Origin of the sequence: Pseudomonas sp. B1(2018), from assembly GCF_003097365.1 — a bacterium.
GTDB lineage: Bacteria > Pseudomonadota > Gammaproteobacteria > Pseudomonadales > Pseudomonadaceae > Aquipseudomonas > Aquipseudomonas laurylsulfatiphila.
Map to the genome: position 1 here is coordinate 25,343 of NZ_PYUK01000001.1, position 26,733 is coordinate 52,075.

24 protein-coding genes are annotated in these 26,733 nt (G+C 62.2%); 9 read left to right on the forward strand and 15 right to left on the reverse strand.

Annotated features, from left to right (window positions below):
• Positions 1 to 35 precede the first annotated feature (35 nt).
• The 3 genes from C9422_RS00120 to C9422_RS00130 form a co-directional block, all read right to left on the reverse strand.
• Positions 36 to 992 (reverse strand): Dyp-type peroxidase, encoded by a 957-nt coding sequence (locus tag C9422_RS00120; protein ID WP_371924654.1) that lies wholly within the window; start codon positions 990 to 992, stop codon positions 36 to 38.
• A gap of 32 nt (positions 993 to 1,024) precedes the next feature.
• Positions 1,025 to 1,645: a LysE family translocator gene (locus tag C9422_RS00125; protein ID WP_116579218.1), complete on the reverse strand. Its 621-nt coding sequence runs from the start codon at positions 1,643 to 1,645 to the stop codon at positions 1,025 to 1,027.
• Between the two features lie 90 nt (positions 1,646 to 1,735).
• Positions 1,736 to 2,632 (reverse strand): DMT family transporter, encoded by an 897-nt coding sequence (locus C9422_RS00130; RefSeq protein WP_116579219.1) that lies wholly within the window; start codon positions 2,630 to 2,632, stop codon positions 1,736 to 1,738.
• An 89-nt stretch (positions 2,633 to 2,721) separates the two neighbouring features.
• On the opposite strand from C9422_RS00130, the gene C9422_RS00135 reads away from it, so the two are divergent.
• Positions 2,722 to 4,053 carry a PLP-dependent aminotransferase family protein gene (locus C9422_RS00135; RefSeq protein ID WP_116579220.1) on the forward strand — a complete coding sequence of 444 codons (1,332 nt, stop codon included), beginning with the start codon at positions 2,722 to 2,724 and terminating at the stop codon, positions 4,051 to 4,053.
• A gap of 86 nt (positions 4,054 to 4,139) precedes the next feature.
• The gene (locus C9422_RS00140) at positions 4,140 to 4,727 is read left to right on the forward strand and encodes a LysE family translocator (protein WP_116579221.1); all 588 of its coding nucleotides are present in this window, start codon (positions 4,140 to 4,142) and stop codon (positions 4,725 to 4,727) included.
• Positions 4,728 to 4,911: 184 nt separating this feature from the next.
• Here C9422_RS00140 and C9422_RS00145 read toward each other — a convergent pair whose 3' ends face one another.
• The 5 genes from C9422_RS00145 to C9422_RS00165 form a co-directional block, all read right to left on the reverse strand.
• Complete coding sequence (locus C9422_RS00145; protein WP_116579222.1) at positions 4,912 to 5,745, reverse strand: AraC family transcriptional regulator; 834 nt, start codon at positions 5,743 to 5,745, stop codon at positions 4,912 to 4,914.
• A gap of 33 nt (positions 5,746 to 5,778) precedes the next feature.
• A complete protein-coding gene (locus tag C9422_RS00150) occupies positions 5,779 to 6,282 on the reverse strand; it encodes a VOC family protein (protein WP_116579223.1) in 504 nt (167 codons plus the stop codon).
• 103 nt (positions 6,283 to 6,385) lie between these two features.
• Positions 6,386 to 8,875, reverse strand: a complete 2,490-nt coding sequence (locus tag C9422_RS00155) for a TonB-dependent siderophore receptor (protein WP_116579224.1) — start codon at positions 8,873 to 8,875, stop codon at positions 6,386 to 6,388.
• 99 nt (positions 8,876 to 8,974) lie between these two features.
• Positions 8,975 to 9,958 (reverse strand): FecR domain-containing protein, encoded by a 984-nt coding sequence (locus C9422_RS00160; RefSeq protein ID WP_116579225.1) that lies wholly within the window; start codon positions 9,956 to 9,958, stop codon positions 8,975 to 8,977.
• Entirely contained in the window at positions 9,955 to 10,479 is a 525-nt protein-coding gene (locus C9422_RS00165; RefSeq protein ID WP_116579226.1) for a sigma-70 family RNA polymerase sigma factor, read from the reverse strand. The genes C9422_RS00160 and C9422_RS00165 overlap by 4 nt, the downstream gene beginning before the upstream one ends.
• A gap of 291 nt (positions 10,480 to 10,770) precedes the next feature.
• On the opposite strand from C9422_RS00165, the gene C9422_RS00170 reads away from it, so the two are divergent.
• From C9422_RS00170 to C9422_RS00195, 6 genes are all read left to right on the forward strand, one after another.
• Positions 10,771 to 11,019 (forward strand): transmembrane sensor/regulator PpyR, encoded by a 249-nt coding sequence (locus C9422_RS00170; protein ID WP_116579227.1) that lies wholly within the window; start codon positions 10,771 to 10,773, stop codon positions 11,017 to 11,019.
• Positions 11,019 to 12,173, forward strand: a complete 1,155-nt coding sequence (locus tag C9422_RS00175) for an NnrS family protein (protein ID WP_116579228.1) — start codon at positions 11,019 to 11,021, stop codon at positions 12,171 to 12,173. The genes C9422_RS00170 and C9422_RS00175 overlap by 1 nt, the downstream gene beginning before the upstream one ends.
• Positions 12,174 to 12,345: 172 nt before the next feature.
• The gene (locus tag C9422_RS00180) at positions 12,346 to 12,801 is read left to right on the forward strand and encodes a (2Fe-2S)-binding protein (protein ID WP_116579229.1); all 456 of its coding nucleotides are present in this window, start codon (positions 12,346 to 12,348) and stop codon (positions 12,799 to 12,801) included.
• Between the two features lie 7 nt (positions 12,802 to 12,808).
• Complete coding sequence (locus C9422_RS00185; protein WP_116579230.1) at positions 12,809 to 14,977, forward strand: xanthine dehydrogenase family protein molybdopterin-binding subunit; 2,169 nt, start codon at positions 12,809 to 12,811, stop codon at positions 14,975 to 14,977.
• A gap of 1 nt (position 14,978) precedes the next feature.
• Entirely contained in the window at positions 14,979 to 15,560 is a 582-nt protein-coding gene (locus C9422_RS00190; protein ID WP_116579231.1) for a hypothetical protein, read from the forward strand.
• 74 nt (positions 15,561 to 15,634) lie between these two features.
• Positions 15,635 to 16,216 carry a GGDEF domain-containing protein gene (locus tag C9422_RS00195; RefSeq protein WP_116579232.1) on the forward strand — a complete coding sequence of 194 codons (582 nt, stop codon included), beginning with the start codon at positions 15,635 to 15,637 and terminating at the stop codon, positions 16,214 to 16,216.
• A 518-nt stretch (positions 16,217 to 16,734) separates the two neighbouring features.
• Here the strand turns inward: C9422_RS00195 and C9422_RS00205 are convergent.
• On the reverse strand, positions 16,735 to 17,160 hold the full coding sequence (locus C9422_RS00205) for a VOC family protein (protein WP_015095381.1): 426 nt from the start codon (positions 17,158 to 17,160) through the stop codon (positions 16,735 to 16,737).
• A gap of 114 nt (positions 17,161 to 17,274) precedes the next feature.
• On the opposite strand from C9422_RS00205, the gene C9422_RS00210 reads away from it, so the two are divergent.
• On the forward strand, positions 17,275 to 18,141 hold the full coding sequence (locus C9422_RS00210; protein ID WP_116579233.1) for a LysR family transcriptional regulator: 867 nt from the start codon (positions 17,275 to 17,277) through the stop codon (positions 18,139 to 18,141).
• 178 nt (positions 18,142 to 18,319) lie between these two features.
• Here the strand turns inward: C9422_RS00210 and fabI are convergent, their stop codons facing one another.
• From fabI to C9422_RS00240, 6 genes are read right to left on the reverse strand one after another with little or no spacing between them, the layout of a single operon-like run.
• Positions 18,320 to 19,114 carry an enoyl-ACP reductase FabI gene (fabI, locus tag C9422_RS00215; protein WP_007979113.1) on the reverse strand — a complete coding sequence of 265 codons (795 nt, stop codon included), beginning with the start codon at positions 19,112 to 19,114 and terminating at the stop codon, positions 18,320 to 18,322.
• 19 nt (positions 19,115 to 19,133) lie between these two features.
• Positions 19,134 to 20,744, reverse strand: coding sequence for an ABC transporter ATP-binding protein (locus C9422_RS00220; protein ID WP_116579234.1), 1,611 nt, complete (start codon positions 20,742 to 20,744; stop codon positions 19,134 to 19,136).
• Position 20,745: 1 nt separating this feature from the next.
• A complete protein-coding gene (locus C9422_RS00225; RefSeq protein ID WP_116579235.1) occupies positions 20,746 to 21,765 on the reverse strand; it encodes an ABC transporter permease in 1,020 nt (339 codons plus the stop codon).
• Between the two features lies 1 nt (position 21,766).
• Complete coding sequence (locus C9422_RS00230) at positions 21,767 to 22,840, reverse strand: microcin C ABC transporter permease YejB (RefSeq protein WP_007979116.1); 1,074 nt, start codon at positions 22,838 to 22,840, stop codon at positions 21,767 to 21,769.
• Between the two features lie 4 nt (positions 22,841 to 22,844).
• On the reverse strand, positions 22,845 to 24,686 hold the full coding sequence (locus tag C9422_RS00235) for an extracellular solute-binding protein (protein WP_116579236.1): 1,842 nt from the start codon (positions 24,684 to 24,686) through the stop codon (positions 22,845 to 22,847).
• Positions 24,683 to 26,509: an extracellular solute-binding protein gene (locus tag C9422_RS00240; protein ID WP_371924655.1), complete on the reverse strand. Its 1,827-nt coding sequence runs from the start codon at positions 26,507 to 26,509 to the stop codon at positions 24,683 to 24,685. The genes C9422_RS00235 and C9422_RS00240 overlap by 4 nt, the downstream gene beginning before the upstream one ends.
• Between the last annotated feature and the right edge of the window lie 224 nt (positions 26,510 to 26,733).

The following is a 26,733-nucleotide window of genomic DNA, read 5'->3' on the forward strand; positions in this document are numbered from 1 at the left end:
CCGGAAAATCGACAGCGAATTCCAGTGGTTTCCAATCAGGTGTGGGATGGCTCGCGATCGGCCAGTTCTTCCAGCAGATCGGCCGAAGGCACAAAGAACAAGCCACCCGTGACTGCCGTGCTGAAATCCAGCAGGCGGTCGTAATTGCCAGGCGGCTTGCCGACAAACATGTTCTCGAGCATTTGTTCCATAGGCTCCGGCGAGCGGGCATAGCCGATGAAATACGTACCGAATTCACCGGCACCGGGCCGGCCAAACGGCATGTTGTCGCGCAGGATTTTCACTTCCTGCCCGTCCTTGGTGATCGTAGTCAAGGCGCTGTGGGAGCAACTGGGTTTGATCGAGTCATCCAGTTCGATATCGGACAATTTCGTGCGCCCGATCACCCGTTCCTGAGCTTCGACGGAGAGCGCGTTCCAGGCGGTCATGTCGTGCAGGTATTTCTGCACCAGCACATAGCTGCCCGCGGCAAACAGCGGGTCTTCATCGCCGACCATCGTGAAGTGGGCAGCCTTGCGACCGACCGGGTTTTCGGTGCCATCGACAAAGCCGATGATGCTGCGCATATCGAAATAGCGAAAACCCTGAACTTCATCGACGACCGTGACCGCGTCTCCAAGGGACGAGAGCAGTTGCGTGGCCAGTTCGAAGCACAGGTCCATCTGCTCGGCACGAATGTGCAGCAAGATGTCGCCCTGTGTTGCCACCGCTCGACGTCCTTCGGCGCCGAACTCGCGAAACCCGTGCAGCGAAGCCGGGCGCGGGCTGCCGAACAAGGTGTTCCAGGCACTGGAGCCAAAGCCACAGATGCACGACAAATTGCCGGAGGGAACACGTTTGCCGACCGAGCGCGTGAGGGCCGCGATGTCTGCACACCAGGCCCGCACTTTAGCGGCCGCATCCCCGCCGGGCGTCAATGTGGCGACGATGAACATCGCGCTGCCGGTGATGGGGCTGCATACAGCTTGAGGCTCTGGTGTTGGGTGATCCATTGGCATTTGCACTCCATGAGCAGGGGGAATGTTCAGGCGCGTCGCGCCATCAGCAAAACTGAAGCCGCCGCCGACAGCAACCCGGCGCAGCAGCGGTTGAACAGGCGCTTGCCGGATGGCCTGGCGAACCAGCGGCGCATGTGCAGGCCCATGTAGGCATAGGCGCCGATGGCGATCCATTCCAGCACCAGGAACAGCGCGCCCAACACCACGAACTGCGGCGCAATGGCCTGGGTCGAGTCGACGAATTGCGGCAGGAAGGCGGTGAAGATCAGGATCGCCTTGGGGTTGCCGGCCGCCACCAGGAACTCCTGCCGGGCCAGTGCCAAGGTGCCCGCTGGTGCGCTGGTGGCGACGTTCTCGACACCGGGATCGGCACGCCACAATTGCCAGGCGAGGTAGAACAGATACGCCGCCCCCAGGATCTTGATGGCGTAGAACAACAGCTCTGAGGTTTGCAGCACCACCGCCAGCCCCGCCGAGGCCAGGGCAATCATCCCGGCGAACGCCAGCAACCGGCCGATGCCGGCCACGCACGCGGTGCGGTAGCCATAGCGGGTCGAATTGCTGACCGACAGCAGGTTGTTGGGCCCGGGTGCCATGTTGAGGGCGAAGCAGGCCGGCAGAAACAGGGTGAGGGTGGCGAGGTCCATGGTCGGCTCCTGTAGCAAGAGCGCTATTTTTATCACAGCCCGGCGGTGCTCAGACCCATACAGTGATGGGCGTAAACCACCGTATCAGGGCTATTTGGCGAATTTTTTCGCCCCGGCGACGCACAGGATCACCGCGACGGTCACACCCAGCATGCCGAGGCTGACCTGTTCATGCAGCAGGGTCGCCGCCAGGGTCAACCCGAAAAACGGCTGCAGCAGCTGCAATTGTCCAACGGCGGCGATGCCCCCTTGGGCCAGGCCGCGATACCAGAACACGAAACCGATCAGCATGCTGAACAGCGAGACGTACGCCAGGCTGAACCAGGCGGGCGTGCTGATGCCGCTGAACGAAGCCGGCATGCGCATCCAGCTGAGCAGCGCCACGACCGGCAGCGACAGCACCAGCGCCCAGGAAATCACCTGCCAGCCACCGAGGGTGCGCGACAGCTTCGCGCCTTCGGCATAACCCAGGCCACAGGCAAGGATCGCCAGCAGCATCAGGATGTCGCCCTGCGGGGAGGCGCTCAGCCCCTGGGACAGGGCAAAGCCGACCACCAACAGGCTGCCCAGCACCGAGAAAATCCAGAACGCCGCCCGAGGTCGCTCGCCGCCGCGCAGCACGCCGAACACCGCCGTCGCCAGGGGCAACAGGCCGACGAAGACGATGGAGTGCGCGGACGTCACGTATTGCAGCGCCAGGGCCGTCAGCAGGGGGAAACCGATGACCACGCCGAGGGCGACTATGATCAGCGGGACCAGTTGCTGGCGCGCCGGGCGTTTTTCCTTGAATAACCCCAGCAGGCACAGCGCCAGGATCGCCGCGATGGTCGCCCGCGCAACCGTCAGGAACACCGGGTCGAATTCCAGCACCGCCACTCTGGTCGCCGGCAGCGAGCCGCTGAAAATCACCACGCCGATCAGTCCGTTGATCCAGCCGCTGGTACTGTTTTCCAGCGTCCGGTGTTGCAGGTTCGAAGTCCGTTCCATTTGGTTCACGCTCATTGTCTGATTGCACGAAACCCATCGTATGAGCGAGTATCGATACAATCAAAAAATTGTCATGGATACATCTCGACATGCCTCGATCCCGCTATAAAACGCTGGTGGATGCCTTTGCCGCCGACATCCGTTCCGGGTGTTTGCCGCCGGGCACGCGCCTGCCGACGCACCGGCAGCTGGCAACCGAGCACGGCCTGGCGCTGGTTACCGCCAGCCGGGTGTATGCCGAGCTGGAGGGCATGGGCCTGGTCAGTGGCGAAACCGGTCGCGGGACCTTTGTCAGGGAGACCTCGCTGCCGCCGGGGCAGGGTATTTCGCAGCACGTGGTGGCGGCGGGGATGATTGACCTCAATTTCAACTACCCGTCATTGCCCGGCCAGGCCGACCTGCTGCGCCATGCCTTGCGTCAACTGGCGTTGTCCGGTGACCTGGAGGCGCTCCTGCGTTACCAGCCCCATGCGGGGCGCCTGCACGAGCGGGCCTCGGTCGCCCGTCATCTGGCCGAGCGCGGGCTGAACTTGCCGGCCGAGCAGGTGTTGATCGTCAGCGGTGCCCAGCATGGCCTGGCGGTGACGCTGATGACGCTGCTCAAGCCCGGCGATGTCATCGCCGCTGATGCGCTGACCTATCCCGGTTTCAAGACGCTGGCCGAAACCCTGCATCTGGAAGTCTTGCCCATTCCGGTCACGGATACCGGGCCTGATCTGCCGGCCCTGGCAAAACTCTGTCGTAGCCGATCGGTGCGCGCCGTTTATTCGATGCCGACCTTGCATAACCCGCTGGGATGGGTGATGGACGCCGATCAGCGCGAGCAACTGGTGGCGATAGCGCGCCAGCATGACCTGACGATCATCGAGGACGCCGCCTACGCGTTCCTGGCCGAAAACGTACCGCCACCGCTGGCCGAGCTGGCGCCGGAGAGAACGGTGTACGTGTCCGGTCTGTCGAAGAATATCGCCACCGGCTTGCGCGTCGGCTTTATCGCCGCACCCGTGCAATGGATCGCTGCCTTCGAACGCACCATCATGGCGACCACCTGGAACACCCCCGGCGTGATGACCGCCATCGCCACGGCCTGGCTCGACGATGGCACCGTCCTCCAGTTGGAAGCGCAAAAACGTGCGGACGCCCGGGCCAGGCAAACCCTGGCCCGTGAAGTGTTGGCGGGACTCAGGACCGTCAGTCACCCGAATTCCTACTTCATCTGGTTGCCGTTGGCGGAAGACGCCCGGGCCGACCAGATCGCCATGGCGCTGATGCGCGAGCAAGTGTCGGTGTCGCCGGCCGAGCCCTTTGCGATTTCAGCCCATGTGCCCCACGCGATACGCCTGGCGTTGGGATCGGTGGACATGGATTCGCTGCGCATTGCCCTGGGCAAAGTGAAAAGCGTCGTTGGTTATTACTCATAGCGAAGCAGGGCAGTTTTGTTCAATACGCGAGCCGCTCGGCTCATTACCTTGAGGGCCTTGTTCAACACGATGGAAGAAGGTGTGCAATGAATCTGATGATGTCCATGGCGGCGTTTGCGCTGGTCGCGTCCATCACGCCGGGGCCGGTCAATATTGTGGCGTTGAGCGCCGGCGCGCGGTTTGGCTTCCGGGCCAGCCAGCGTCACGTGGCCGGGGCCACGCTGGGGTTTGTCCTGCTGTTGGTGCTGATGGGGCTGGGCCTGCATGAGCTGTTGCAACAGTGGCCGGCGTTGACGCAGTGGGTGCAATGGGCCGGTGTGGCCTTTCTGTTGTACATGGCCTTCAAACTGACGGCCGACAATGGGCAGGTGCAAGCCAGTGAATCGACGCAGGCCCCGTCGATGCTGTATGGCGCGATCATGCAATGGCTCAACCCCAAGGCCTGGCTGGCCTGCGTGGCCGGCATGGGCGCGTTTGTCGCTGATGGCGAGGCACGTCTGGTCTGGCAGTTTGCCGCGATTTATCTGGTGATCTGTTATGTGTCGGTGGGTTGCTGGGCGTATGCCGGGACGTTTTTGCGCGGCTTCCTGAACAACCCGGTGGGGATGCGGTTGTTCAATCGGGTCATGGCGGCGTTGTTGGTGGTGAGTGCGGTGTATCTGGTGTTGCCGTAGTGAAAAAGCTTGCAACACAGCCTATGTGGCGAGGGAGCTTGCTCCCGCTGGGCTGCGTAGCGGCCTCCGCTTTTCTTCAGACAAATCTTGCATGCAGGTTTTGCGACGGCTTCGCCGCCGAGCGGGAGCAAGCTCCCTCGCCACAGATTTAACCGAACCACAGATCTAGGTAAAACTTCGGGTATCACCCCCGATACTGCCCCGGTGTCGCCGCCAGATGCTGTTTGAACGCCCGTTGAAAATGCGCCTGATCGGCGAACCCCGCTTCCAGTGCCACGTCCGCGATCAGCTTGCCGTTGCGCAATTGATCCCGGGCGAACTGGATGCGCCGGTTCACCAGGAACGCGTGGGGTGTCATGCCGTAATGCTGTTTGAAGGCGCGGATCAGGTAGGACGGCGACAGTTGCGCGGCCTCGCAAATGTCTTCGAGCCTGAGGGTTTGCGTGCAGTGGTCGCGGATGTAATCGGCGGCACGCTCGAGCTTGAAATTGGGTTCGCGCAGCGGTTGATCGACCGGGTTGAGTCGTAGCTGCACGTCAGTGAAAAACTCCACGGCCACACTGTGCTTGCGCAGGACATCCTGCTGCGGATCGACCAACACTTCATACAACTGCGCGAGGCCGGAAAACAGATGGGCATCCCGCGTATGGGTCGCTGAAAAACGGCGAAACGCCGCGTCATCGCTGAACCCGAGCTGGTGCTGCAAATCGGTCAGCCACGGCGTATCGACGTACAGCATCAGGTACGACCAGGGTTGGTCTTCGATCGGGTTGCAGGCGTGGACGTCGCCGGGGTTCATCAGCACCACCGTGCCGGCGCTGACCTCGAAGGCTGACTGCTCATGGAGATAGGTGCTGCGCCCGGCGGTGATCGCTCCGATGGAAAAGTGTTCGTGGGCGTGCCGGGTGTAGCAGACCTCGCGTCCGTCGGCGATGGCGCGGGCTTCGATGAAGGGCAGGGCGTCATCGCGCCAGAAGCGCGGGGCCTTGTCGGCGTTCTTGGCAACGGCGTGCTTCATGCTCACTCCTCGGCAGGTCAGCGTCCGAGTGTATTAGCTCTCGCCGTCAAAGGCTCGTTGCAGTGTGGCGATATCGAGTTTTTTCATTTGCATCATCGCCTGCATGGCCCGTTGGGATTTTTTCGTGTCGGGGTCTTTGATCATGTCCATCATCGCGACGGGGACGATCTGCCACGACAGCCCGAACTTGTCTTTCAGCCAGCCACATTGCTGGGCCTCGGGCGCGCCACCGGCCGACAGGTTGCCCCAGTAATGGTCGACTTCTTCCTGGCTCAGGCAATTGACCTGAAACGAAACCGCCTCAGTGAACTTGAACAGGGGGCCGCCGTTGAGGCCGGTGAAACTCTGGCCGTCGAGCTCGAAACTGACGGTCATGACCGAGCCTTCGGGCCGCCCGTGGAATTCGAAACCGGCGCGGCCGTAATGGGTGATGGCGGTGATTTTCGAATGGTCGAAGATCGAACAATAGAACTTCGCCGCTGCTTCGGCCTGATCGTCGAACCACAGGCAGGGCGTGAGTTTTTGTACGCGTTGCATGGCGGGCACTCCTCGGCAGGTTATGCATGCAGGAATACAGCGTAGCCAGCCTGAGTGGGGTCGGCAGTACCGTAGATCGCCAAACAGCCGTTTCAGGGCGCGATCAGAACGCCCACCGGGTGGTCAGTTGCACGGTGCGCGGTTCGCCATAAAACCCGGTGCCGAAGTTGCCCAGCCCGGTGTAGTAGGTTTTGTCGAACAGGTTCTTCACGTTCAGCGTAGTGCTCAGGTGCTCGTTGAAGCGATAGCGCGCCATCGCGTCCACCAGGGTGTAGCCCGGTTGGGCGATCGTTGTGTACTGACCGAAGTTCACCGTATCGGCGGGGTCGGGACGGAACACCTTGCCGAAGAATTCGCTTTGCCAGTTCACCCCGGCGCCGACGGTGAGCCTGTCCCACGCACCTGGCAGGCGGTAGGTGCTGAAGACCCGCACCAGCTGTTCCGGTGCGGTGGTTTGCAGCACCGAACCGTAGACGTAATCACCCTGGGCATCGCGGGTGTGGTTGTAGGTGTAGCCGGCCGACAGGTTCCAGCCGTCGCGCAACTCGCCGGCCAGTTCCAACTCGAAGCCCTGGGTGGTGGCGCCCTGGACGGCGCGGTACACCGACTCGGTATCAACGCCGCTGACATGTTCGGCGATGTTGTCCTGTTCGATGCGGTACAGGGCGAAGCTGGCGTTCAGGCGCCCGCCAAAGTATTCGGCCTTGATGCCCGCTTCAAGGCTTTTGCCTTGTACCGGATCGAGCAGTTGCCCGTTGGCGTCCTTGCTCATTTGCGGCTGATAGATGCTGGTGTAGCTGGTGTACACCGACCAGGTGTCGTCGAGATCATAGACAAGCCCGGCGTAAGGCGTGACGACACCGCTCTGGCGATAGCTGTCGCGCAGGTCGGCGCTGTGTGGGTCGCTGTAGTCCAGGTCGTCGTGTCCGCTGAAGTTACTGACGCGCGCGCCGAGGATCAGCGCCAGGTCGTCGAGGGGTTTGAGTCGGGCGGCCAGGTAGGCGCCGGTCTGGCGCTGGACGATGTCGTCGGTGCCCACCCGCGGGATTTCGGGTTTGGCAAACTCGCCGCGCCAATCGAAGATGCTGCCGTCCACCGGCGGGTACACCGAGCCGTACACTGGGATGTCCTGGCGCGTGTTCATCGACATGAACCCGGCGATCAATTCGTGCTCGCGACCTGCCAGGGTGAACGGACCGCTGAGGTTGACGTCGATGTTGTCCTGCACCTGGTCGCCCTTGAACTTGCCCATGTACATGAACATGCCGTTACCGTTGACCGGGTCCGGGTTGCCGCCACTGGCGGAGGCGAGGAAGGTATCGTGCCGGCGGTGCTTGCGGTCGTAACTGACCTTGAGTGCCCAGTCGTTGGCCAGTTGTTGCTGCACGGTGGCGAACAGCGTCTGGTTGGTGAAGTCGCGACGGCTCCAGTCGGTGGCCGGGTTGAAGGAACGGGAGAAATCGGTGCGCGAACCGTCGCTGTAGTACATCGGGAAACCGGTCCAGCTGGCGCCCCGGGAGCGGGTGTCTTGCTGGTCGATACCGAGGGTAACCAGGGTGTCCGGGGTCAAGTCGGCTTCGACAATGCCGTAGGCGATGTCCCTGGTGTTGCGGTAGTGATCGACGTAGGCGCTGCGGTCCTGATAGACCCCGACCAGACGCCCGCGGACATTGGCGCTGGCGCTCAGCGGTCCGGATATATCGCCCTCACTGCGATAGTTGTCCCAGGAACCGACGGTGCCACTGACCGAGGCTTTGAATGCTTGGGTCGGGCGCTTGCGAATCAGATTGACGGTCGCCGAGGGATCGCCCGCCCCGGTCATCAGGCCGGTCGCGCCCTTGATGATTTCGACACGGTCATAGGGGGCCATGTCGGTGCTGGTGGTGCCGTAGTCGTAGACACCGTCGTAGTCGGTATTGACGCCGTCGTACTGGAAGTTGGTGATCGGCAGGCCACGGCTGGAAAACTCCCAGCGCTCGCTGTCGTAGTTTTGCACGCTGATGCCGGGCGCGCGGCGCAGGGCGTCGACGATGCTGGTGGCGCCCTGGTCGTCCATGAGTTGGCGGGTGATGACCGTGACCGATTGCGGCGTCTCGCGCAGGGACAGCGGCAGGCCGGTGGCTGAAGACGTCGAGCCGACGGTGTAGGAATGAGAGTCTTCGCTGATGGTCCCGGGGGCCTGCCCGGAAATGTTGGTCGCCCCCAGTTCCAGCGGGCCTTGTATGACGGGGGCGGCGTGCAGCACATACCCGCCGTTCCCCTGGCGTTGCGCTTGCAGGCCGCTGCCCTGCAGCAGTCGTTGCAAGGCTTGCTGCTGACTGTAGACACCGTTGAGGCCAGGGCTGCGTTTGCCGGCAGCGAGTTCATTGTGTCCGGCGAGAAAGATCCCGGCCTGTTCGGCAAAGCGGTTGAGAACGCTCACCAGCGATCCGCCGGCGATTGCGTAATGGCGTGCCTGGTTGCCGGGTTGTTCGCTATCGACCAGAGGGGCGGCTTGACTGCGGGACAGGTCCAGACCCGGGAGGAGCACCGCCAGCGCCAGCACCAGCGGATGCAAGGCGAAACGCTGGCGAGTAAGGGGGGCGCGCGGCATGGAGTTCCCGGGAGTCGGATCAATCTGCATTCGAAGTGCTTGAAGGATTAACCGAGCGAAAAAGGCAAAAGGGAACCGACGCGCCGGAAAAAACGCTCATCAGGTTTTCGGGCCTACGTTGACCCACCACTCCAACGGCTTCTGCACCCGTACCGGCAATGCCGCTTCCAGCAGGCGCAAGGCCTGATCGGTGTCCTTGAGCGGGAACGCACCCATGACCGGCAGCCCGGCCACCGCCGGGTCACATCCCAGATGCCCGGGACGATAGCGGCTCAGTTCTTCGAGCAACTGCCCCAGCGGCAGGTTGTCCGCCAGCAACAGGCCGCGGCGCCAGGCTTCGCGGCCGGCCGACGCAGCGGTCTGTGTCGACGTGTGGTCTTGTGTAAAACACAGCTGCTGTCCGGCCTTGATTACCTGCACCTGACCCTGGGTGGTGCGGACTTCAACCGCGCCTTCGTAGACATTCAACAGCGTTTGCCGGTCTTCCTGACGCACGCTGAAACGCGTACCCAGCGCGCGCAGGCGGCCCTCGACGGTTTGCACCAGCAGCGGGCGACTGGTGTCGCTGGCGGTGTCGATCAACACCTCTCCAGCCTGCAACAGCAGTAACCGTTGTGCGGTGTCGAAACGTACATCCAGCGCACTGAGGGCGTTGAGCCAGATCCGGCTGCCGTCGCTGAGGCGGGCTTCCCGGGTTTCGCCGGTGCCGGTGGAGAGGTCGGCGGTCCATCGGGCCAGGGACAGCGGCAGGGCGCCTTGCCGCCACGCGCTCCAGCCGAGGCAACTGCCCGAGACCAGCACCAGCAGGCTCTTGACCGTCTGGCGGCGGCTGATGGAAGCGCGTCCGCTGTTGCGTAACACGTGGCCGGCCGCTTGTTGATGAGTGTCCTGTAGCGCGGCAAAGCGCTGGCTCACACGCTCGACATAGTGCCACGCAGCCTGATGCTCGCTGCTTTGCGCCAGCCAGGCTTGCCAATGCTCGCGTTCCTGCTCGCTGGCGTGCTGGTCGTTGAGTTGCACGTACCAACTGGCCGCCTGTTCGAGGCTGGCGTGGCTGATGGCGTGGGCGGCGGGGCGGGTCATTGAATCAGCAGGCCGTCGAGTTCGGCTTCGAGCATTGCGCAATGCATCAACGCCTGGGCCAGGTACTTTTTCACCATGCGCTCGCTCACGCCGATTTCTTCGGCAATGTTTCGGTAGGGCAGCCCATGCACCTGCGCCAGAACGAACGCATCACGCACCCGCTGGGGCAAGCGCTGCAGCATGGCATCCACTTCGTACAGGGTTTCGACGATGATCGCCCGCTGCTCGGGCGAAGGCTGGACGGCCTGGGGCTGCGCGGCCAGGGTCTCGAGCCAGGCCTGTTCCAGCTGGCGACGACGCCAGTGATCAATGCACAGGCCTCGGGCGATGGTCGCCAGATAAGAGCGTTCGTGGGTTTCCCCGTCAAACACCTGCGGACGCTTGAGCACCCGAATGAAGGTGTCATGGGCCAGGTCTGCTGCATCGAACGCATTGTTCAAACGTCGGCGCAGCAACGCGTGCAGCCAGTGGTGGTGGCTGGCGTAGAGGTTCTGGACGCTGGAGGAGTCGGCAACCGTCATCGTGAGCACATGTCCATGGGCGATCCGCACGTTTGTGTAAATAAGAATTGATCGCGATTAAAACAAAAGGCCTACGACTGTGCAAATGATATTGGTTTGCTTTTACAGAGTTAGATCCGGGTTCGGATGGATTTGCAGTCTTTATGACACCTGTGTGTGTCATAAAGACTATTTCTGGTAGGAGTCAAATTGACTGCGGCTCCCTGAGGTCATTGATTTACAGGGAGTTAGCTCATGGCACGAAACATGAAGCAGGCAACATACAACTGAACGCCTTCAGGAGTACGCAAAATGTCCGACTTCTTCAGCAACCCTCAGAACGTTCTTCAACTGTCGAGCCGTGTGCTCGGCGCTGGCCTGGCGATGCTGCTGGCCGGCATCTACGGCGCCTATCTCTACGGCGGTCAGCTGTCGATCGTCGTGCTGGTGAGCCTGCACGCCATGACCATTCTCGGCCCGACCCTGTTGAAAATCGGTTATGTCATGCGCCTGCTTTCCCAATATCGCCTGAGCCGAGGCCCGGTTCGGGTGGTGGCTTGATGCGTCGGCTTGGCGCTGCAGCGCTTTTCAGTGTTGGTTTTCGGCCGTTCTTTCTGGCCGGGGCCGGTTTCGCCACCCTCGCTGTGGCCGTCTGGGCAGTGTGGCTGTACGGCCGTTTACCTCAGGCGCAACCCGTGGGCGGCATGCTGGCCTGGCATCGACATGAAATGCCCTTCGGATTTGCCGCGGCCATCATTGCCGGGTTCCTCCTGACCGCGGTGCCGAACTGGACAGGTCGGCCGGGGCTCAAGGGCTGGCCGCTAATCGGCCTGGTGCTGGTGTGGCTGCTGGCGCGACTGGCCTGGTGCCTGCCGATGCCTGCGTCCTTGCTGCTGGCTTTGCAGGTGCCTTTTCTGCCGCTGCTGGCGTGGGCGTTGGGGCGCGACCTGGTGGCTGCGGGCAAGCGCGAGAATTATCCGATTCTGTTGATGGTGTCGCTGCTGGCCGGGTGTCAGGCGTTGACCTTGCTGGGGATTGCCATTGATGACGGCAACCTGCAGCGGCATGGCGTGCTGGCCGCCCTGTGGCTGGTCGGTGCGCTGATGAGTGTGATTGGCGGGCGGGTGATTCCGTTCTTTATCCAGCGCGGCTTGAACCGCCCGGCAACGGCTGCGGCCCATCCGTTGCCGGGCAGGGTGCTGCTGGTCAGCGCCATGCTGGCAGCGCTGTCCTTTGCCGACGGTTTGAATGACGTTCCCCGTGTGTGGCTGGCGCTGCTGTTTGCGTTGATCAGTGTTTTGCATCTACTGCGCCTGTGGCGCTGGCATGACCGCGGCCTGTGGCGCGTGCCGCTGCTGTGGTCGCTGTACCTGGCCTACGCCTGGCTCGCCGTGGCGACGCTGGCCATGGCGCTGTGGCACCTGGGCTGGCTGCCGCAACAAAGCCTGGCCACCCACGCGCTGGCCGTCGGCGCTATCGGCGGCTTGATTCTGGCGATGATCGCGCGGGTCAGCCTGGGACATACCGGGCGTTTGCTGCAGCCGTCCGGGGTGGTCGTTGCAGGGTTTGTCCTGGTGTTGCTGGCGGGGGCGTGCCGGGTAGGGCTGGTGCCTTTTTCCAGTCTCGGATTGGCGCTGTCGGCGTTGCTGTGGTGTAGCGCTTTTGCGCTGTTCGTCTGGCGCTACACCGGGATTTTATTGGGGCCAAGGCTCTAGCGAAGGGTTCCAGGGCCGCCCATCGAGGCGGCCTTTGCATGACCGGTGGTCGATGCGCCAAGGTCTGGCGGCAAATCTGCGCTTAGCTGAAGGGATAACCCGAGGCGCGCGCAGGTTGTACAAGGCTGCAGCGACGCCCCTTCAGATCACCGTGAGTCTGAGGAACCGCGCCATGCTCACCCTGAACATCAATGGCCAGGATCAGGAGCTGGATGTCCCCGCCGACATGCCGTTGCTCTGGGTCTTGCGCGATGTCGTTCACCTCACCGGCACCAAGTTCGGTTGCGGCATCGCCCAATGCGGAGCCTGCACGGTGCATGTCGATGGCGCGCCGCTACGCGCCTGCATCACGCCGGCCACCGCCGTCGCCCATGGACAAAAGATTCTCACCATCGAGGGCCTGTCGGCGGACGGCTCGCACCCGGTGCAACAGGCCTGGGCGGAGCTCGACGTGGTCCAGTGCGGTTACTGTCAGTCCGGGCAGATCATGTCGGCGGCGGCGCTGCTGGCGAAAATTCCCAAACCGACCGACAGCGACATCGATCAGGCGCTGTCCGGCAACATCTGCCGCTGCGGCACTTACCCGCGGATACGCGCGGCGGTCAAGCGCGCCGCCGAGCTGGGTTGAGGTGGCCATGAACAGCAGCAACGGGTTATCGCGCCGGGGTTTTCTCAAAGGCAGTGCTGTGCTGGGCGGTGGGCTGGTGGTGGCGTTTGTCATGCCCGGCGCCCACCGGTTCGCCATGGGCGCGGAGAATCAGGGCAAGGTGTTTGCGCCCAACGCTTTCCTGCGCATTGGCAATGACAACAGCGTCACCGTGTTGCTCGGCCATTCGGAAATGGGCCAGGGCATCTGGACCGGCCTGACCATGCTGATTGCCGAGGAACTGGACGCCGACTGGTCGAAGATCCGCGTCGAGCACTCCCCGGCATCGGCCGCCGATTACGGCATGCCCGGGTTTGGCGGGATGCAGATCACCGGCGGCTCGACCTCGACCTGGATGGAATTCGATCGCTATCGTCAGGCCGGCGCGGCGGCGCGCTTGATGTTGATCGATGCCGCGGCCAAGCGTTTCAACGTTGCTCCCTCCGAAATTCATACAGAGTCGGGCGTAGTGGTTGCCGGTGAGCATCGTGCCACCTACGGCGAGTTGGCCGATGACGCCGGACAGCTGCCACCCCCGGACCCGGCCTCGATCAAACTCAAGGACGCGAAAGACTGGCGGCTGATCGGTAAACCCACAAAACGCCTGGACACACCGGAGAAAATCACCGGCCGGGCGAAATTCGGCATGGACGTGCAATTCGAGGGGCTGATGACGGCGATGGTCGCCCGTTCGCCCACCTTCGGCGGCAGCGTCAAATCCTTTGAAGGCGCCGAGGCGCTGGCGATTCCCGGCGTGCACAAAGTGGTGCAAGTGCCGACGGGCATTGCGGTGATTGCCGATCATTACTGGGCGGCGAAGCTGGGGCGCGATGCGCTGAAAGTCGAGTGGAACCCGGGGCCGAACGCGGGGCTCAATAGCCGGGCGCTGCTGGAAAGCTTTCGCAAACTCGCCGCCACCCCTGGCCTGAACGCCGGTCAGGCGGGCGATACCCCGGCTGCGCTGGCGAAAGCGGCCAAGACCATCGACGCCGAATACAGCGTGCCTTATCTGGCCCACGCGCCGATGGAACCGCTCAACTGCACCGTGAGCATCAGCAAGGACAAGTGCGAAATCTGGACCGGCACCCAGTTCCAGACCCTGGACCAGATGGTCGCCGGGCAAATCACCGGGCTCAAGCCCGAGCAAGTCGAGATCCATACCGAGTTTCTCGGTGGCGGCTTCGGGCGCCGGGCCAATCCGACTTCGGATTTCGTCAGCGAAGCGGTGCATGTCGCCAAGGCCGCCGGTATGCCGGTGAAAACCGTATGGGCGCGGGAGGACGACATCCGCGGCGGTTATTACCGTTCGGCGTTCCTGCACCATGCGCGTATCGGGCTGGGTGCTGACGGCCTGCCGCTGGCCTGGAAGCATGTGATGGTCGGGCAGTCGATCATGGCCGGGACCTCGCTCGAAGCGAGCATGGTCAAGGATGGGATCGACAAGACCTCGGTCGAAGGCGTGGCCGACAGCCCTTACTTCGAGGGAATGGCCAATCACCAGATCGAACTGCACTCACCGCAAACCGGGATCAGTGTGTTGTGGCTGCGTTCGGTGGGCCACACCCACACCGCGTTTGTCATGGAGTCGCTGATCGATGAACTGGCGACGGCGGCCGGCAAGGACCCGGTGGAGTACCGGCGCACCCTGCTCAAGGATCATCCGCGCCACCTCGGTGTGTTGAACCTGGCGGTGGAGAAGGCCAACTGGAAGGCGCCGCTGCCGGACGGCCATGCCCTGGGTGTGGCGGTGCATGAATCGTTCGGCAGTTATGTGGCGCAAGTGGCCGAGGTGTCCGAGGACAACCTCGCCATCCGCGTGCACCGGGTGGTGTGTGCGGTGGATTGCGGCATTGCGGTTAACCCGCAGAGCATTGCCGCGCAGATGGAGTCGTGCATCACCTTTGGCCTGAGCTTCGCCTTGCACAGCAAGCTGACACTCAAGGACGGGCAGGTGGTGCAGTCCAACTATCACGACTATCAGGTGCTGCGGCTCAACGAAATGCCGGTGGTCGAAGTGCATATCGTGCCCAGCAGCGATAAACCCGGCGGTATCGGCGAAACCGGTGTGCCACCCACGGCGCCGGCGGTGGCCAACGCGGTGTTTGCCCTGACCGGGCAGCGCCTGCGCGAGCTGCCCTTGCAGCTGTCGGGGGTGTGAGATGAAACGTCATCACTGGTTGCTCGGGACGGTGATCCTGGTCTGTCTCATCGCCTATGCATCGCACGTGTTCGCCGATGACCGCGAGGCCTTGCAGGCGTTCGACACCGTGCAGAAGGTCTTCCAGAGCCCGCGTTGCCAGAACTGCCACATTCCCGGGGATTCGCCGCTGCAATTCGATGCCGGCGTGCCCCATGCGATGAATGTCGTGCGTGGCATGGACGGCAAGGGCGCGGCCGGGTTGCCCTGTGCAACCTGCCATGGGCAAAGCAATCCACCGGCCAGTTATGGTCCTCATGCGCCGCCCGGGGCGCCACACTGGAGCCTGCCGCCGGCAGCGCAGCGGATGGCCTGGATCGGCCTGCCGGCCGACCGGCTGTGCGCGATGATCAAGGATCGCGCCAGCAACGGCGACCGGGATTTCGCCGCGCTGATCAAGCACGTCAGCGACGACAAGCTGGTGCTGTGGGGCTGGAACCCGGGCGGCAATCGCGCGCCGGTGCCGGTGCCGCACGACATCTTCGTCAGCCAATTCAAACGCTGGGCCGATGCAGGAGGGCCGTGCCCGGTGACGGGGAGCTGACCAACGGCACGCTTGCGGGGAGTCAATGCGGGTATGGGCGACTCTAAAGTGCATACCTGCAATGGGAGTGAACGATGTTGATCTCAGGCAAAACGGGCAAATCGGGTCGAGCCGCGAGCCCGTTGCTCACGCCACAGCAAGAACGGGAGCGGCTGCGTGAAATGTCGCGCCAGGCCGAGCGAGAGCTGGCGGGCGTGCAAATGGCAAGCATGGATGAGCTGACGCTGCTGTCCAATCGCCATGGCTTCACCGCGCTGGCCCGACTCGGACTGGAGGCTTGCCGGGCGCTGGAGACGCCGGCGACGCTGCTGTACTTCTCCCTCGATGAGTTCAAGCGCATCAGCTATCTGTATGGCCGGGCCAAAGGTGACGATGCGCTCAAGACCTTCGCCGATGTCCTGCGCATCGGGTTTCGAGAAAACGATGTGGTTGGCCGGCTCGAAGGCGACCGCTTCGTGGCGCTGCTGACCGGATCGGGCAGCGTTGAGATTGCGGCGATCAAGGCGCGACTCAATGAGATACTCGACGAGCGCAACGCTGCGGCGCATCGCAGTTATGACATTCACTTCAGCGTTGTGCAGGTCGAATATGACCCGGTTGTGCATGGCTCGATCGAGGAGTTGCTGGGGGAAGCTGAAAGTGTGATGAGTCGTTAGGGCTGTGCTGTGTTGGCGGGTTGACTGTGTACATATCCGTTTCTTCGGTAACGGCGGCTTATGGTTTCGCCCTTACGGCGACTCACTTTTTTACAAGCGCCTAAAAAAGTAAGCAAAAAACGCTCGCCCCTTACGTACGGCCCCTCGCCTAGGCTCGGGGTTCCTTCGCTCCGGTGTCCATCCGGGGGCATTGCCCTCCGGTCGGCTTCGCTTCGACCTACATGCAATGAGTTCGACTGCGTCGAACGGCGCTGCGCGCCCATCCCCGGATGAACACCTGCGCTCAGCCTGCCGAGGGGGCGGGTGGATCAAGATCAAGAGCTGCAGGCGAGCTAACGCTCGGCCTGTTGAATGGTGAAGAGCGTTTGTGTACGCCGTTCGGCTAAACACACGCCCCTGTAGGAGCTGCCGAAGGCTGCGATCTTTTGATCTTGATCTTCCGCCCTTTCGACATTGTCAAAAATCAAACGCTGAAACTGGCTTACCCGCGAATGCGGCCTGACAGGCACCGCATATCCTCACTTGGCAAACAACTGCCCAATATCCTTGAACGCCTTGAATTCCAGCGCATTCCCGCAAGGATCAAACAGAAACATCGTCGCCTGTTCGCCCACCAGCCCCTGAAAACGAATCCCCGGCTCAATCACGAAGCGAGTTCCCAGTGACTTCAGCCGCTCGGCCAGCGCTTCCCACTCTGCCATCCCGAGTACCACGCCAAAATGCGGCACTGGCACATCGTGGCCATCGACGGCATTGGTGTGGGCTGCTTCTTGCGAAGGGTTTTTCGGCGCCAGGTGAATCACCAATTGATGGCCGAAAAAGTTGAAATCGACCCAATGGTCGCTCGATCGACCTTCTTCCAGGCCAAACACCGCGCCATAAAAGTGCCGGGCGGCGGGCAAGTCGTAGACCGGAATGGCCAGGTGAAAAGGGGAGAGTTGCATCGGGCGAACCTCGGTGGTGGGATGGGCGTGTGTTGAGTTTAGTCCTGTGCTTTTTGATTGAAAGACGATAATTTTTGCGTCGAGCTCAAATTATTTCGATCAATCGAGGCCGCCATGCTGCGAGAACTGAAAACCTTTGTCGCTGTGGCGCGTCACGGCACCTTCGCCGCGGCCGGCATGCACATCGGCCTGACGCAGTCGGCCGTGAGCGCGCAGATTCGCAACCTGGAACAAGCCCTGGGCATCCGTCTGTTCGACCGCACCGGCCGCCAGGCGCTGCTCAATGCGGCGGGGCAGCGTGCGTTGCCGATGGCCAGGGAAATGCTCGAAACCTTCAGTCGCATGGCGGTCAGTGACGATGTCAGCGAGTACCGTGGCGAGTTGAAAATCGGCGCGGTGGCGACCGCCCAGACCGGGCTGCTGCCTCAGGCGCTGCTGCGATTGCGCCAGCAGGCGCCCTTGCTGGAGCCCAAGCTGGTGCCGGGTGTGTCACTGAACCTGCTGAGTCAGGTGGACACCGGAGAAGTGGACCTGGCGATCCTGATCAAGCCGCCATTCGAGTTGCCCAAGGAGTTGTCCGCGCAGGTGATTCGCCGGGAACCATTCGTGCTGATCGTACCGGCGGACCTGGACGGCGATGATCCGTTGCAGCTGCTCGCCGAGCACCCGCATGTGCGTTACGACCGCAATTCGTTTGGCGGGCGACTGGTGACGCGTTTTTTGCGCGAACAGCAGATCGAAGTGCACGGGGCACTGGAGCTGGATGAGTTGGAGGCCATTGTCAAAATGGTCGAGTGTGGGTTGGGGATTTCGTTGTTGCCGCAGGCGGGGCTTTGGCTGGAGCATGGGGCGAAGGTCAGGGTGATCCGCTTAGGCGAGCTGACCTTCTATCGAGAAATTGTCTTGTTGCAGCGCTACAGCCAGCGTAATCAGGCGATTCAGCGGTTGTTTGCCCAATGCCTGACGCCGGTAGCTGACTGAACATAACCCCCTGTGGGAGCGAGCTTGCTCGCGATGGCGGAATGACATTCACCATTGATGTCGACTGACAGATCGCTATCGCGAGCAAGCTCACTCCCACAGGGGATTGCATCAGGCCTGAAATTACGGGCATAAAAAACCCGCCAAAAAGAGGCGGGTTTTTTATGCTGACCGAAGATTACTCTTCGAGGCTGCCCATGGCCGTGGTGTTGAAGCCACCGTCCACGTACATGATTTCACCGCTGATGCCGGACGCCAGGTCCGAGCACAGGAAGGCGCCGGCGTTGCCGACTTCTTCGATGGTGACGTTGCGGCGCAGCGGGGTTTGCGCTTCGTTGGCAGCCAGCATCTTGCGGAAGTTCTTGATGCCGGAAGCGGCGAGGGTGCGGATCGGGCCTGCCGATACGCAGTTGACGCGGGTACCGTCCGGGCCCAGGGAACCGGCCAGGTAACGTACGCCGGCTTCCAGGGAAGCCTTGGCCATGCCCATTACGTTGTAGTTCGGCATGGTGCGCTCGGCGCCCAGGTACGACAGAGTCAGCAGGCTGCCGTTGCGGCCTTTCATCATTTCGCGGCCGGCCTTGGCCAGGGCCACGAAGCTGTAGGCGCTGATGTCGTGAGCGATGCGGAAACCTTCACGGGTGGTGGCTTCGGTGAAGTCGCCGTCCAGTTGGTCGCCCGGGGCGAAGCCGACGGAGTGCACGATGCAGTCCAGGCCGTCCCACTTCTTGCCCAGCTCAACGAAGACCTTGGCGATTTCTTCATCGCTGGCCACGTCGCACGGGAAGCACAGCTCAGGGTTGGAGCCCCAGCTTTGTGCGAACTCTTCGACACGACCCTTGAGTTTGTCGTTCTGATAAGTGAAGGCAAGCTCAGCGCCCTCGCGATGCATGGCGGCAGCAATGCCGGATGCGATGGACAGCTTGCTGGCGACACCGACGATCAGTACGCGCTTACCGGCGAGAAAACCCATGTGTTGCTCCTCTTTCAGGTTATTGCGCAGTGGCCGGAGCCAAAAAAGCGGCTTCCAGCAACTGCTGTGTATACGGATGTTGGGGGGCGGCAAAAATGCTTTGCGCGTCTCCCTGTTCGACCACTTGGCCATGCTTGACCACCATCAACTGGTGGCTCAGCGCTTTCACCACAGCCAGGTCATGGCTGATAAACAGATACGTCAGGTTGTACTTGGTTTGCAGCGAACGCAAAAGCTCCACTACCTGGCGCTGTACCGTGCGGTCGAGGGCCGAAGTCGGCTCGTCCAGCAAAATCAACGCCGGTTTTAACACCAATGCCCGGGCAATGGCGATTCTCTGCCGTTGCCCGCCGGAAAATTCGTGGGGGTAGCGGTGCCGGGTGTCCGGATCCAGGCCTACCTCCTTGAGTGCTGCAATGATCGCTTGTTCCTGTTGCGCCTCGGTGCCCATCTTGTGGATCCGCAGGCCTTCGCCAACGATGTCGTTGACGCACATCCGTGGGCTCAGGCTGCCGTACGGGTCCTGAAACACCACTTGCATCTCCCGCCGCAGCGGCCGGACCTGTTGCTGCGTCAGGCTGTCCAGCGCCTGGCCTTCAAAGCGAATGGCGCCTTTGCTGGCGATCAGCCGCAAAATCGCCAGGCCCAGGGTCGATTTGCCGGAACCGCTTTCACCCACTATCCCCAGGGTCTGGCCCTGGGGCAGGCTGAAATTGATGCCGTCGACCGCCTTGACGTAATCCACCGTGCGCTTGAGCAAGCCTTTCTTGATCGGAAACCAGACTTTCAGGTCCTCGACCGCCAGCAAGGGCGGGCCGATCACGTTGCTTGCAGGCTTGCCGCCGGGCTCCGCTGCCAGCAGTTCCCGAGTGTACGGATGCTGCGGCGCGCGGAACAATTCTTCGCACGATGCCTGTTCGACGATGCAACCTTGCTGCATGACACATACGCGATGCGCAATTCTTCGCACAAGGTTCAAATCATGGCTGATCAGCAGCAGTGCCATGCCCAGTCGGGCCTGCAATTGCTTGAGCAATTCGAGGATTTTCAGCTGAACGGTCACGTCCAGCGCGGTGGTCGGCTCGTCGGCGATCAGCAGTTCCGGTTCGTTGGCCAGGGCCATGGCGATCATTACCCGCTGGCGCTGGCCGCCGGACAATTCGTGGGGCAGGGCCTTGAGGCGCTTGTGCGGCTCGGGGATGCCGACCATCTCCAGCAGTTCCAGGGTGCGTTTGGTCGCCACCTTGCCGCTCAAGCCCTTGTGGATGCCCAGCACCTCGTTGATCTGCTTTTCGATCGAGTGCAGCGGATTGAGCGAGGTCATCGGCTCCTGGAAGATCATCGCAATCCGGTTGCCACGAATGTGGCGGATGGTTTTTTCCTTCAGGTCCAGCAGGTTCTGCCCGGAATACTCGATGGTACCGGAGGGATGGCGCGCGAGCGGGTAGGGCAGCAGGCGCAGGATCGAATGTGCGGTCACCGATTTGCCGGAACCGCTCTCGCCGACCAGCGCCAGGGTTTCGCCCCGCTTGATGTCGAAGCTGACGCCTTCGACGGCCCGCTGACAACGATTGCCGACGACAAATTCGACGGACAGGTTGCGCACTTCGATCAGATTGTCCTGATTCATTTCACTTCCTCGGGTCGAAGGCATCGCGAGCGGATTCGCCGATGAACACCAGCAGGCTCAACATCAGGGCCAGCACCGCAAAGGCGCTGATGCCCAGCCACGGCGCCTGCAGGTTGGATTTGCCCTGGGCCACCAGTTCACCCAGCGACGGACTGCCCGCCGGCAGACCGAAACCGAGGAAGTCCAGGGCTGTCAGTGTGCCGATGGCGCCGGTGAGGATGAACGGCATGAAGGTCATGGTCGAGACCATCGCGTTGGGCAGGATATGGCGGAACATGATCGCGCCGTTCTGCATGCCCAGGGCGCGGGCGGCGCGCACGTATTCCAGGTTGCGCCCGCGCAGGAACTCGGCGCGTACCACGTCCACCAGGGCCATCCATGAGAAGAGCAGCATGATCCCCAGCAGCCACCAGAAGTTGGGTTGCACGAAGCTGGCGAGGATGATCAGCAGGTACAGCACCGGCAGCCCGGACCAGATCTCCAGGAAGCGCTGTCCGGCCAGGTCCACCCAGCCGCCGTAGAAACCCTGCAAGGCCCCGGCGATCACGCCGATGATCGAGCTGAGCACGGTCAGGGTCAGGGCGAACAACACCGAAATGCGGAAACCGTAGATCACCCGGGCCAGCACGTCGCGGCCCTGGTCGTCGGTGCCCAGCAGGTTGTCCGTCGAGGGTGGGGCCGGGGCCGGGACTTTCAGGTCGTAGTTGATGCTCTGGTAGCTGTAGGGAATCGGCGCCCACAGCACCCAGGCGTCCCTGGCCTTGAGCAGTTCGCGGATGTACGGGCTCTTGTAGTTGGCTTCCAGCGGGAACTCGCCGCCGAAGGTGGTTTCCGGGTAGCGCTTGAGCGCCGGGAAGTACCAGTTGTCGTCGTAATGCACCGCCAGTGGCTTGTCGTTGGCGATCAGCTCGGCGCCCAGGCTGGCGCCGAACAGGATCAGGAACAACCACAGCGACCACCAGCCACGCTTGTTGGCCTTGAACAGTTCGAAGCGCCGGCGGTTGAGAGGGGACAGGTTCATCTCAATGCTCCCGGCTTTCGAAGTCGATGCGCGGATCGACAAAGGTGTAGGTGAGGTCGCCGATCAGTTTCACCACCAGCCCCAGCAACGTGAAGATGAACAGCGTGCCGAACACCACCGGGTAATCGCGGTTGATCGCCGCTTCGAAACTCATCAGGCCCAGGCCGTCGAGGGAGAAGATCACCTCCACCAGCAGCGAGCCGGTGAAGAAGATACCGATGAAGGCTGAAGGGAAACCGGCGATCACCAGCAGCATGGCGTTGCGGAACACATGGCCGTACAGCACGCGGTGGTTGGTCAGGCCCTTGGCCCTGGCGGTGATCACGTACTGCTTGTTGATCTCGTCGAGGAAGCTGTTTTTGGTCAGCAGGGTCATGGTCGCGAAGTTGCCGATCACCAGCGCGGTCACCGGCAGCGCCAGGTGCCAGAAGTAGTCGAGGATCTTGCCGCCCATGCTCAGTTCATCGAAGTTGTTCGAAGTCAGCCCGCGCAACGGGAACCAGTCCAGATAACTGCCGCCGGCGAACACCACGATCAACAGGATGGCGAACAGGAACGCCGGGATCGCGTAGCCGACGATGATCGCCGAACTGGTCCAGACGTCGAAATGGCTGCCGTGTCGCGTGGCCTTGGCGATCCCCAGAGGGATCGACACCAGGTACATGATCAGGGTGCTCCACAGCCCGAGGGAGATCGAGACCGGCATCTTTTCCTTGATCAGGTCGATGACCTTGGCGTCGCGAAAGAAGCTGTCGCCGAAATCCAGCGACGCATAGTTCTTGACCATGATCCACAAGCGTTCCGGCGCCGATTTGTCAAAGCCGTACATGTGCTCGATTTCCTTGATCAGCGCCGGGTCCAGGCCCTGGGCACCGCGATAGGCCGAGCCTGCCACCGAGACTTCGGCACCGCCCCCGGCGATGCGGCTGGTGGCGCCTTCGAAGCCTTCGAGCTTGGCAATCATCTGCTCCACCGGCCCGCCCGGTGCGGCCTGGATGATCACGAAATTGATCAGCAAGATGCCGAACAGGGTCGGAATGATCAGCAACAGTCGACGAAAAATGTACGCCAGCATCTGATTACTCCGTGCCCGCAGGATCGGCCTGCAGTATGGTTTCGACTTCTATCGCCGGCTTGATGTCGGGCTTGACCCACCAGGTGGCCGTGCCGATGTCGTACTTGGGCGAGACCTTCGGGTGGCCGATGTGGTTCCAGTACGCCACGCGCCAGGTCTTGATGTGCCAGTTGGGTATTACGTAATAGCCCCATTGAAGAACGCGGTCCAGCGCGCGGGCATGGGCCACCAGGCTTTTGCGCGAATCGGCGTTGATCAGGCGCTCGACCAATTGATCGACCACCGGATCCTTGAGCCCCATGGAATTGCGGCTGCCGGGTTTGTCGGCGGCGGCCGACATCCAGAACTCCCGTTGTTCGTTACCCGGTGAGTTGGACTGCGGGAAGCTGCCGACGATCATGTCGAAGTCCCGGGAGCGCACGCGGTTGATGTACTGCGAGACGTCGACCCGGCGGATCACCAGATCGATACCCAGGTCGCTGAGGTTGCGCTTGAACGGCAGCAGCACCCGTTCGAATTCGGTCTGGGCCAACAGGAATTCGATGACCACCGGCTTGCCGGTGGCGTCGACCATTTTGTCATCGACGATGCGCCAGCCCGCTTCCTGCAGCAGTTGATAGGCTTGCCGTTGCTGGGCGCGGATCATGCCGCTGCCGTCGGTGGTCGGGTTCTGGAAGGCTTCGCTGAACACCTGCGGTGGCAGCTTGGCGCGGAACGGCTCGAGGAGCGCCACCTGCTCGGCGTCAGGCAGGCCGGTGGCGGCCATTTCCGAGTTCTCGAAGTAACTGCGGGTACGCACATAGGCCCCGTTGAACAGTTGCTTGTTGGTCCATTCGAAATCCAGCAACAGCGACAGGGCCTGGCGCACACGCACATCCTGGAATACCGGGCGGCGCAGATTGAACACGAAGCCTTGCATGCCGGTCGGGTTGCCGTTGGGAATCTGCTCCTTGACCAGTCGGCCTTCGGTGACCGCCGGGATGTTGTAGGCGTTGGCCCAGTTCTTCGCGGTCATTTCCAGCCAGTAATCGAACTGCCCGGCCTTGAGCGCTTCCAGGGCCACGGTGTTGTCGCGGTAGTAATCGGTGGTCATCACGTCGAAGTTATAGAAACCGCGATTGACCGGCAGGTCCTTGCCCCAGTAGTCCTTGACCCGCTCGTAGCGCACCGAGCGCCCGGCCTTCACTTCGCCAACCTTGTACGGGCCGCTGCCCAACGGGATCTCCAGGTTGCCCTTGTTGAAGTCGCGGTCGGCCCACCAATGCTTGGGCAGCACCGGCAACTGGCCGAGGATCAGCGGCAGCTCGCGGTTGTTGGTGTGCTTGAACTTGAACAGCACGGTCAGCGGGTCTTCAGCGATTACTTCGGCCACGTCGTTGTAGTAGCCGCGGTACATCGGCGCGCCGTCCTTGGTCAGCATCTGGAAGCTGAACACCACGTCCTCGGCGCGTACCGGATGACCGTCATGGAAGCGTGCTTCGGGGCGCAGGTAGAAGCGCACCCAGCCGTTGTCCGGGGCTTTCTCGATCAGCCGGGCGATCAGGCCGTACTCGGTGAACGGCTCGTCCAGGCCCTGCTTGGCCAGGGTGTCGTAGATGATGCCGATATCATCCGCCGGCACGCCTTTGCTGATGAACGGGTTGAGGCTGTCGAAGCCCCCGAACCCGGCCTGGCGGAAGATCCCGCCCTTGGGTGCGTCGGGATTGACGTAGTCGAAGTGCTTGAAGTCGGCCGGGTATTTCGGCGGCTCGTTGTACAGGGTCACGGCGTGTTGCGGGGCGGCGCAGGCCAGCCCGGCGAACAACAGGCCGCCGGCCTGCAGGAGCAGGGTGCGGATGGGGTTCATTGATCTTTCTCCGAAGATTTCAGCCACCACGCATTCAGGCCCAGGGTGTAAGGCGGCGTGGTGACAAAGGCGAGCCGGTTGCGGTACGCCAGACGGTGATAATTGAGGTACCAGTTGGGAACGATGTAGTGCTGCCACAGCAGCACACGGTCAAGGGCCTTGCCGGCGGCGACTTGCTGGTCACGGGTCTGGGCGGCCAGCAACTGTTCGAGCAGATGGTCGACCACCGGGTTGGCAATGCCGGCGTAGTTCTTGCTGCCCTTGACCCCGGCCTGGCTGGAGTGAAAGTACTGCCATTGTTCCAGGCCCGGGCTGAGGGTCTGGTTGAGGGTCATCAGGATCATGTCGAAATCGAACTGGTCGAGGCGCTGCTTGTATTGCGCGCGATCGACCGTGCGCAACTGCGCATCGATGCCGATGCTGGCGAGGTTCTCGACGTAGGGCTGGAGGATGCGTTCCAGGTTCGGGTTGACCAGCAACAGCTCCAGGCGCAAGGGTTGGCCTGTGGCGTTTTGCAGGTGCTGGCCATTGAGCTTCCAGCCGGCTTCGGCGAGCAGGCCGAGGGCTTTGCGCAAGGTCTCCCGGGGGATGCCGCGGCCATCGGTCTGCGGCAGGCTGAACGGCTCGGTAAAGAGCCTGGCCGGCAGCTGTTCACGGTAGGGCTTGAGCAACAGCCATTCATGCCCGACCGGTAAGCCGCTGGCCGAGAACTCGCTGTTGGGGTAGTAGCTCATGGCGCGTTTGTAGGCACCGCTGAACAGCGCGCGGTTGGTCCATTCAAAGTTGAACATCAACCCCAGCGCTTCACGGACTCTGGCGTCCGAGAAAGTCGGTCGGCGGCCGTTCATGAACAGGCCCTGGGTCTGGGTCGGGATCTGGTGGGGGATCTGTGCCTTGATCACGTCACCGCGGCGCAGGGCGGGAAAGTTGTAGCCGGTGTCCCAGTTCTTCGCCTGATGCTCGATATAGATGTCGAATTCACCGGCCTTGAACGCCTCGAACGCGACGTCGCTGTCGCGGTAGAACTCGACTTCCATGCGGTCGACGTTGTACTTGCCGCGATTGACCGACAGGTCCTTGCCCCAGTAATCCTTGACCCGTTCGAAGACGATCTGGCGTCCTGGCGTGACCGACGTGATGCGATACGGCCCACTGCCCAGCGGCGGTTCGAAGGTGGTGGCCTTGAAGTCACGGCCTTTCCAGTAGTGCTGTGGCAACACCGGCATTTCGCCCAGGCGCAGGATCAGCAGCGGATTGCCGGCGCGCTTGAACACGAAACGGATGCGCTGCGGGTTGAGGATGTCGACCCGCAGTACCTCCTGAAGGTTGGTGCGGTATAGCGGATGCCCGTCCTTGAGCAGCGTGCGGTAGGAGAACGCAACGTCGAAGGCGGTAATCGGCGTTCCGTCATGGAAGCGTGCTTCAGGACGCAGGTTGAACACCACCCAACTGCGGTCCTCGCTGTACTCCACCGACTGGGCGATCAGGCCATAGCTGGACGCGGGCTCGTCACCCGAAGGCGCGTACTGCCCGGTGCCGACCATCAGCGGTTCGTTGAGTTCGTTGATGCCGTATTGCAGGAAGTTCGGCGTGGTGACCGGGCTGGTGCCCTTGAAGGTGTACGGGTTGAGCGTATCGAAGGTGCCAAACGCCATCACCCGCAACGTACCGCCCTTGGGCGCTTGCGGGTTGACCCAGTCGAAGTGGGTAAATCGGGCCGGGTACTTGAGCGTGCCGAACTGCGCATAACCATGGCTTTCGCTGATCGTCGCGCTTGCGGTGGAGCTCAAGGCCAGGCTGATCAGGAGCAGGAGCAGGGGCAGGGGACGCTTCAAATAGGAGATCCGATCCAGGCGGCTTGGGCTTTGTGGACCGTACAGTAACAGCTTGTATGGACAGGAAAAAGACGGGGGTTAATGGGTAAATTCGGCTGGACGCAATCCTGTGGGAGCTGGCTTGCCAGCGAAGGCGGCGTGACGGGCGAAATCGATGTTGACTGTGCCGATGTCTTCGCTGGCAAGCCAGCTCCTACAGGTATAAAAAAGCC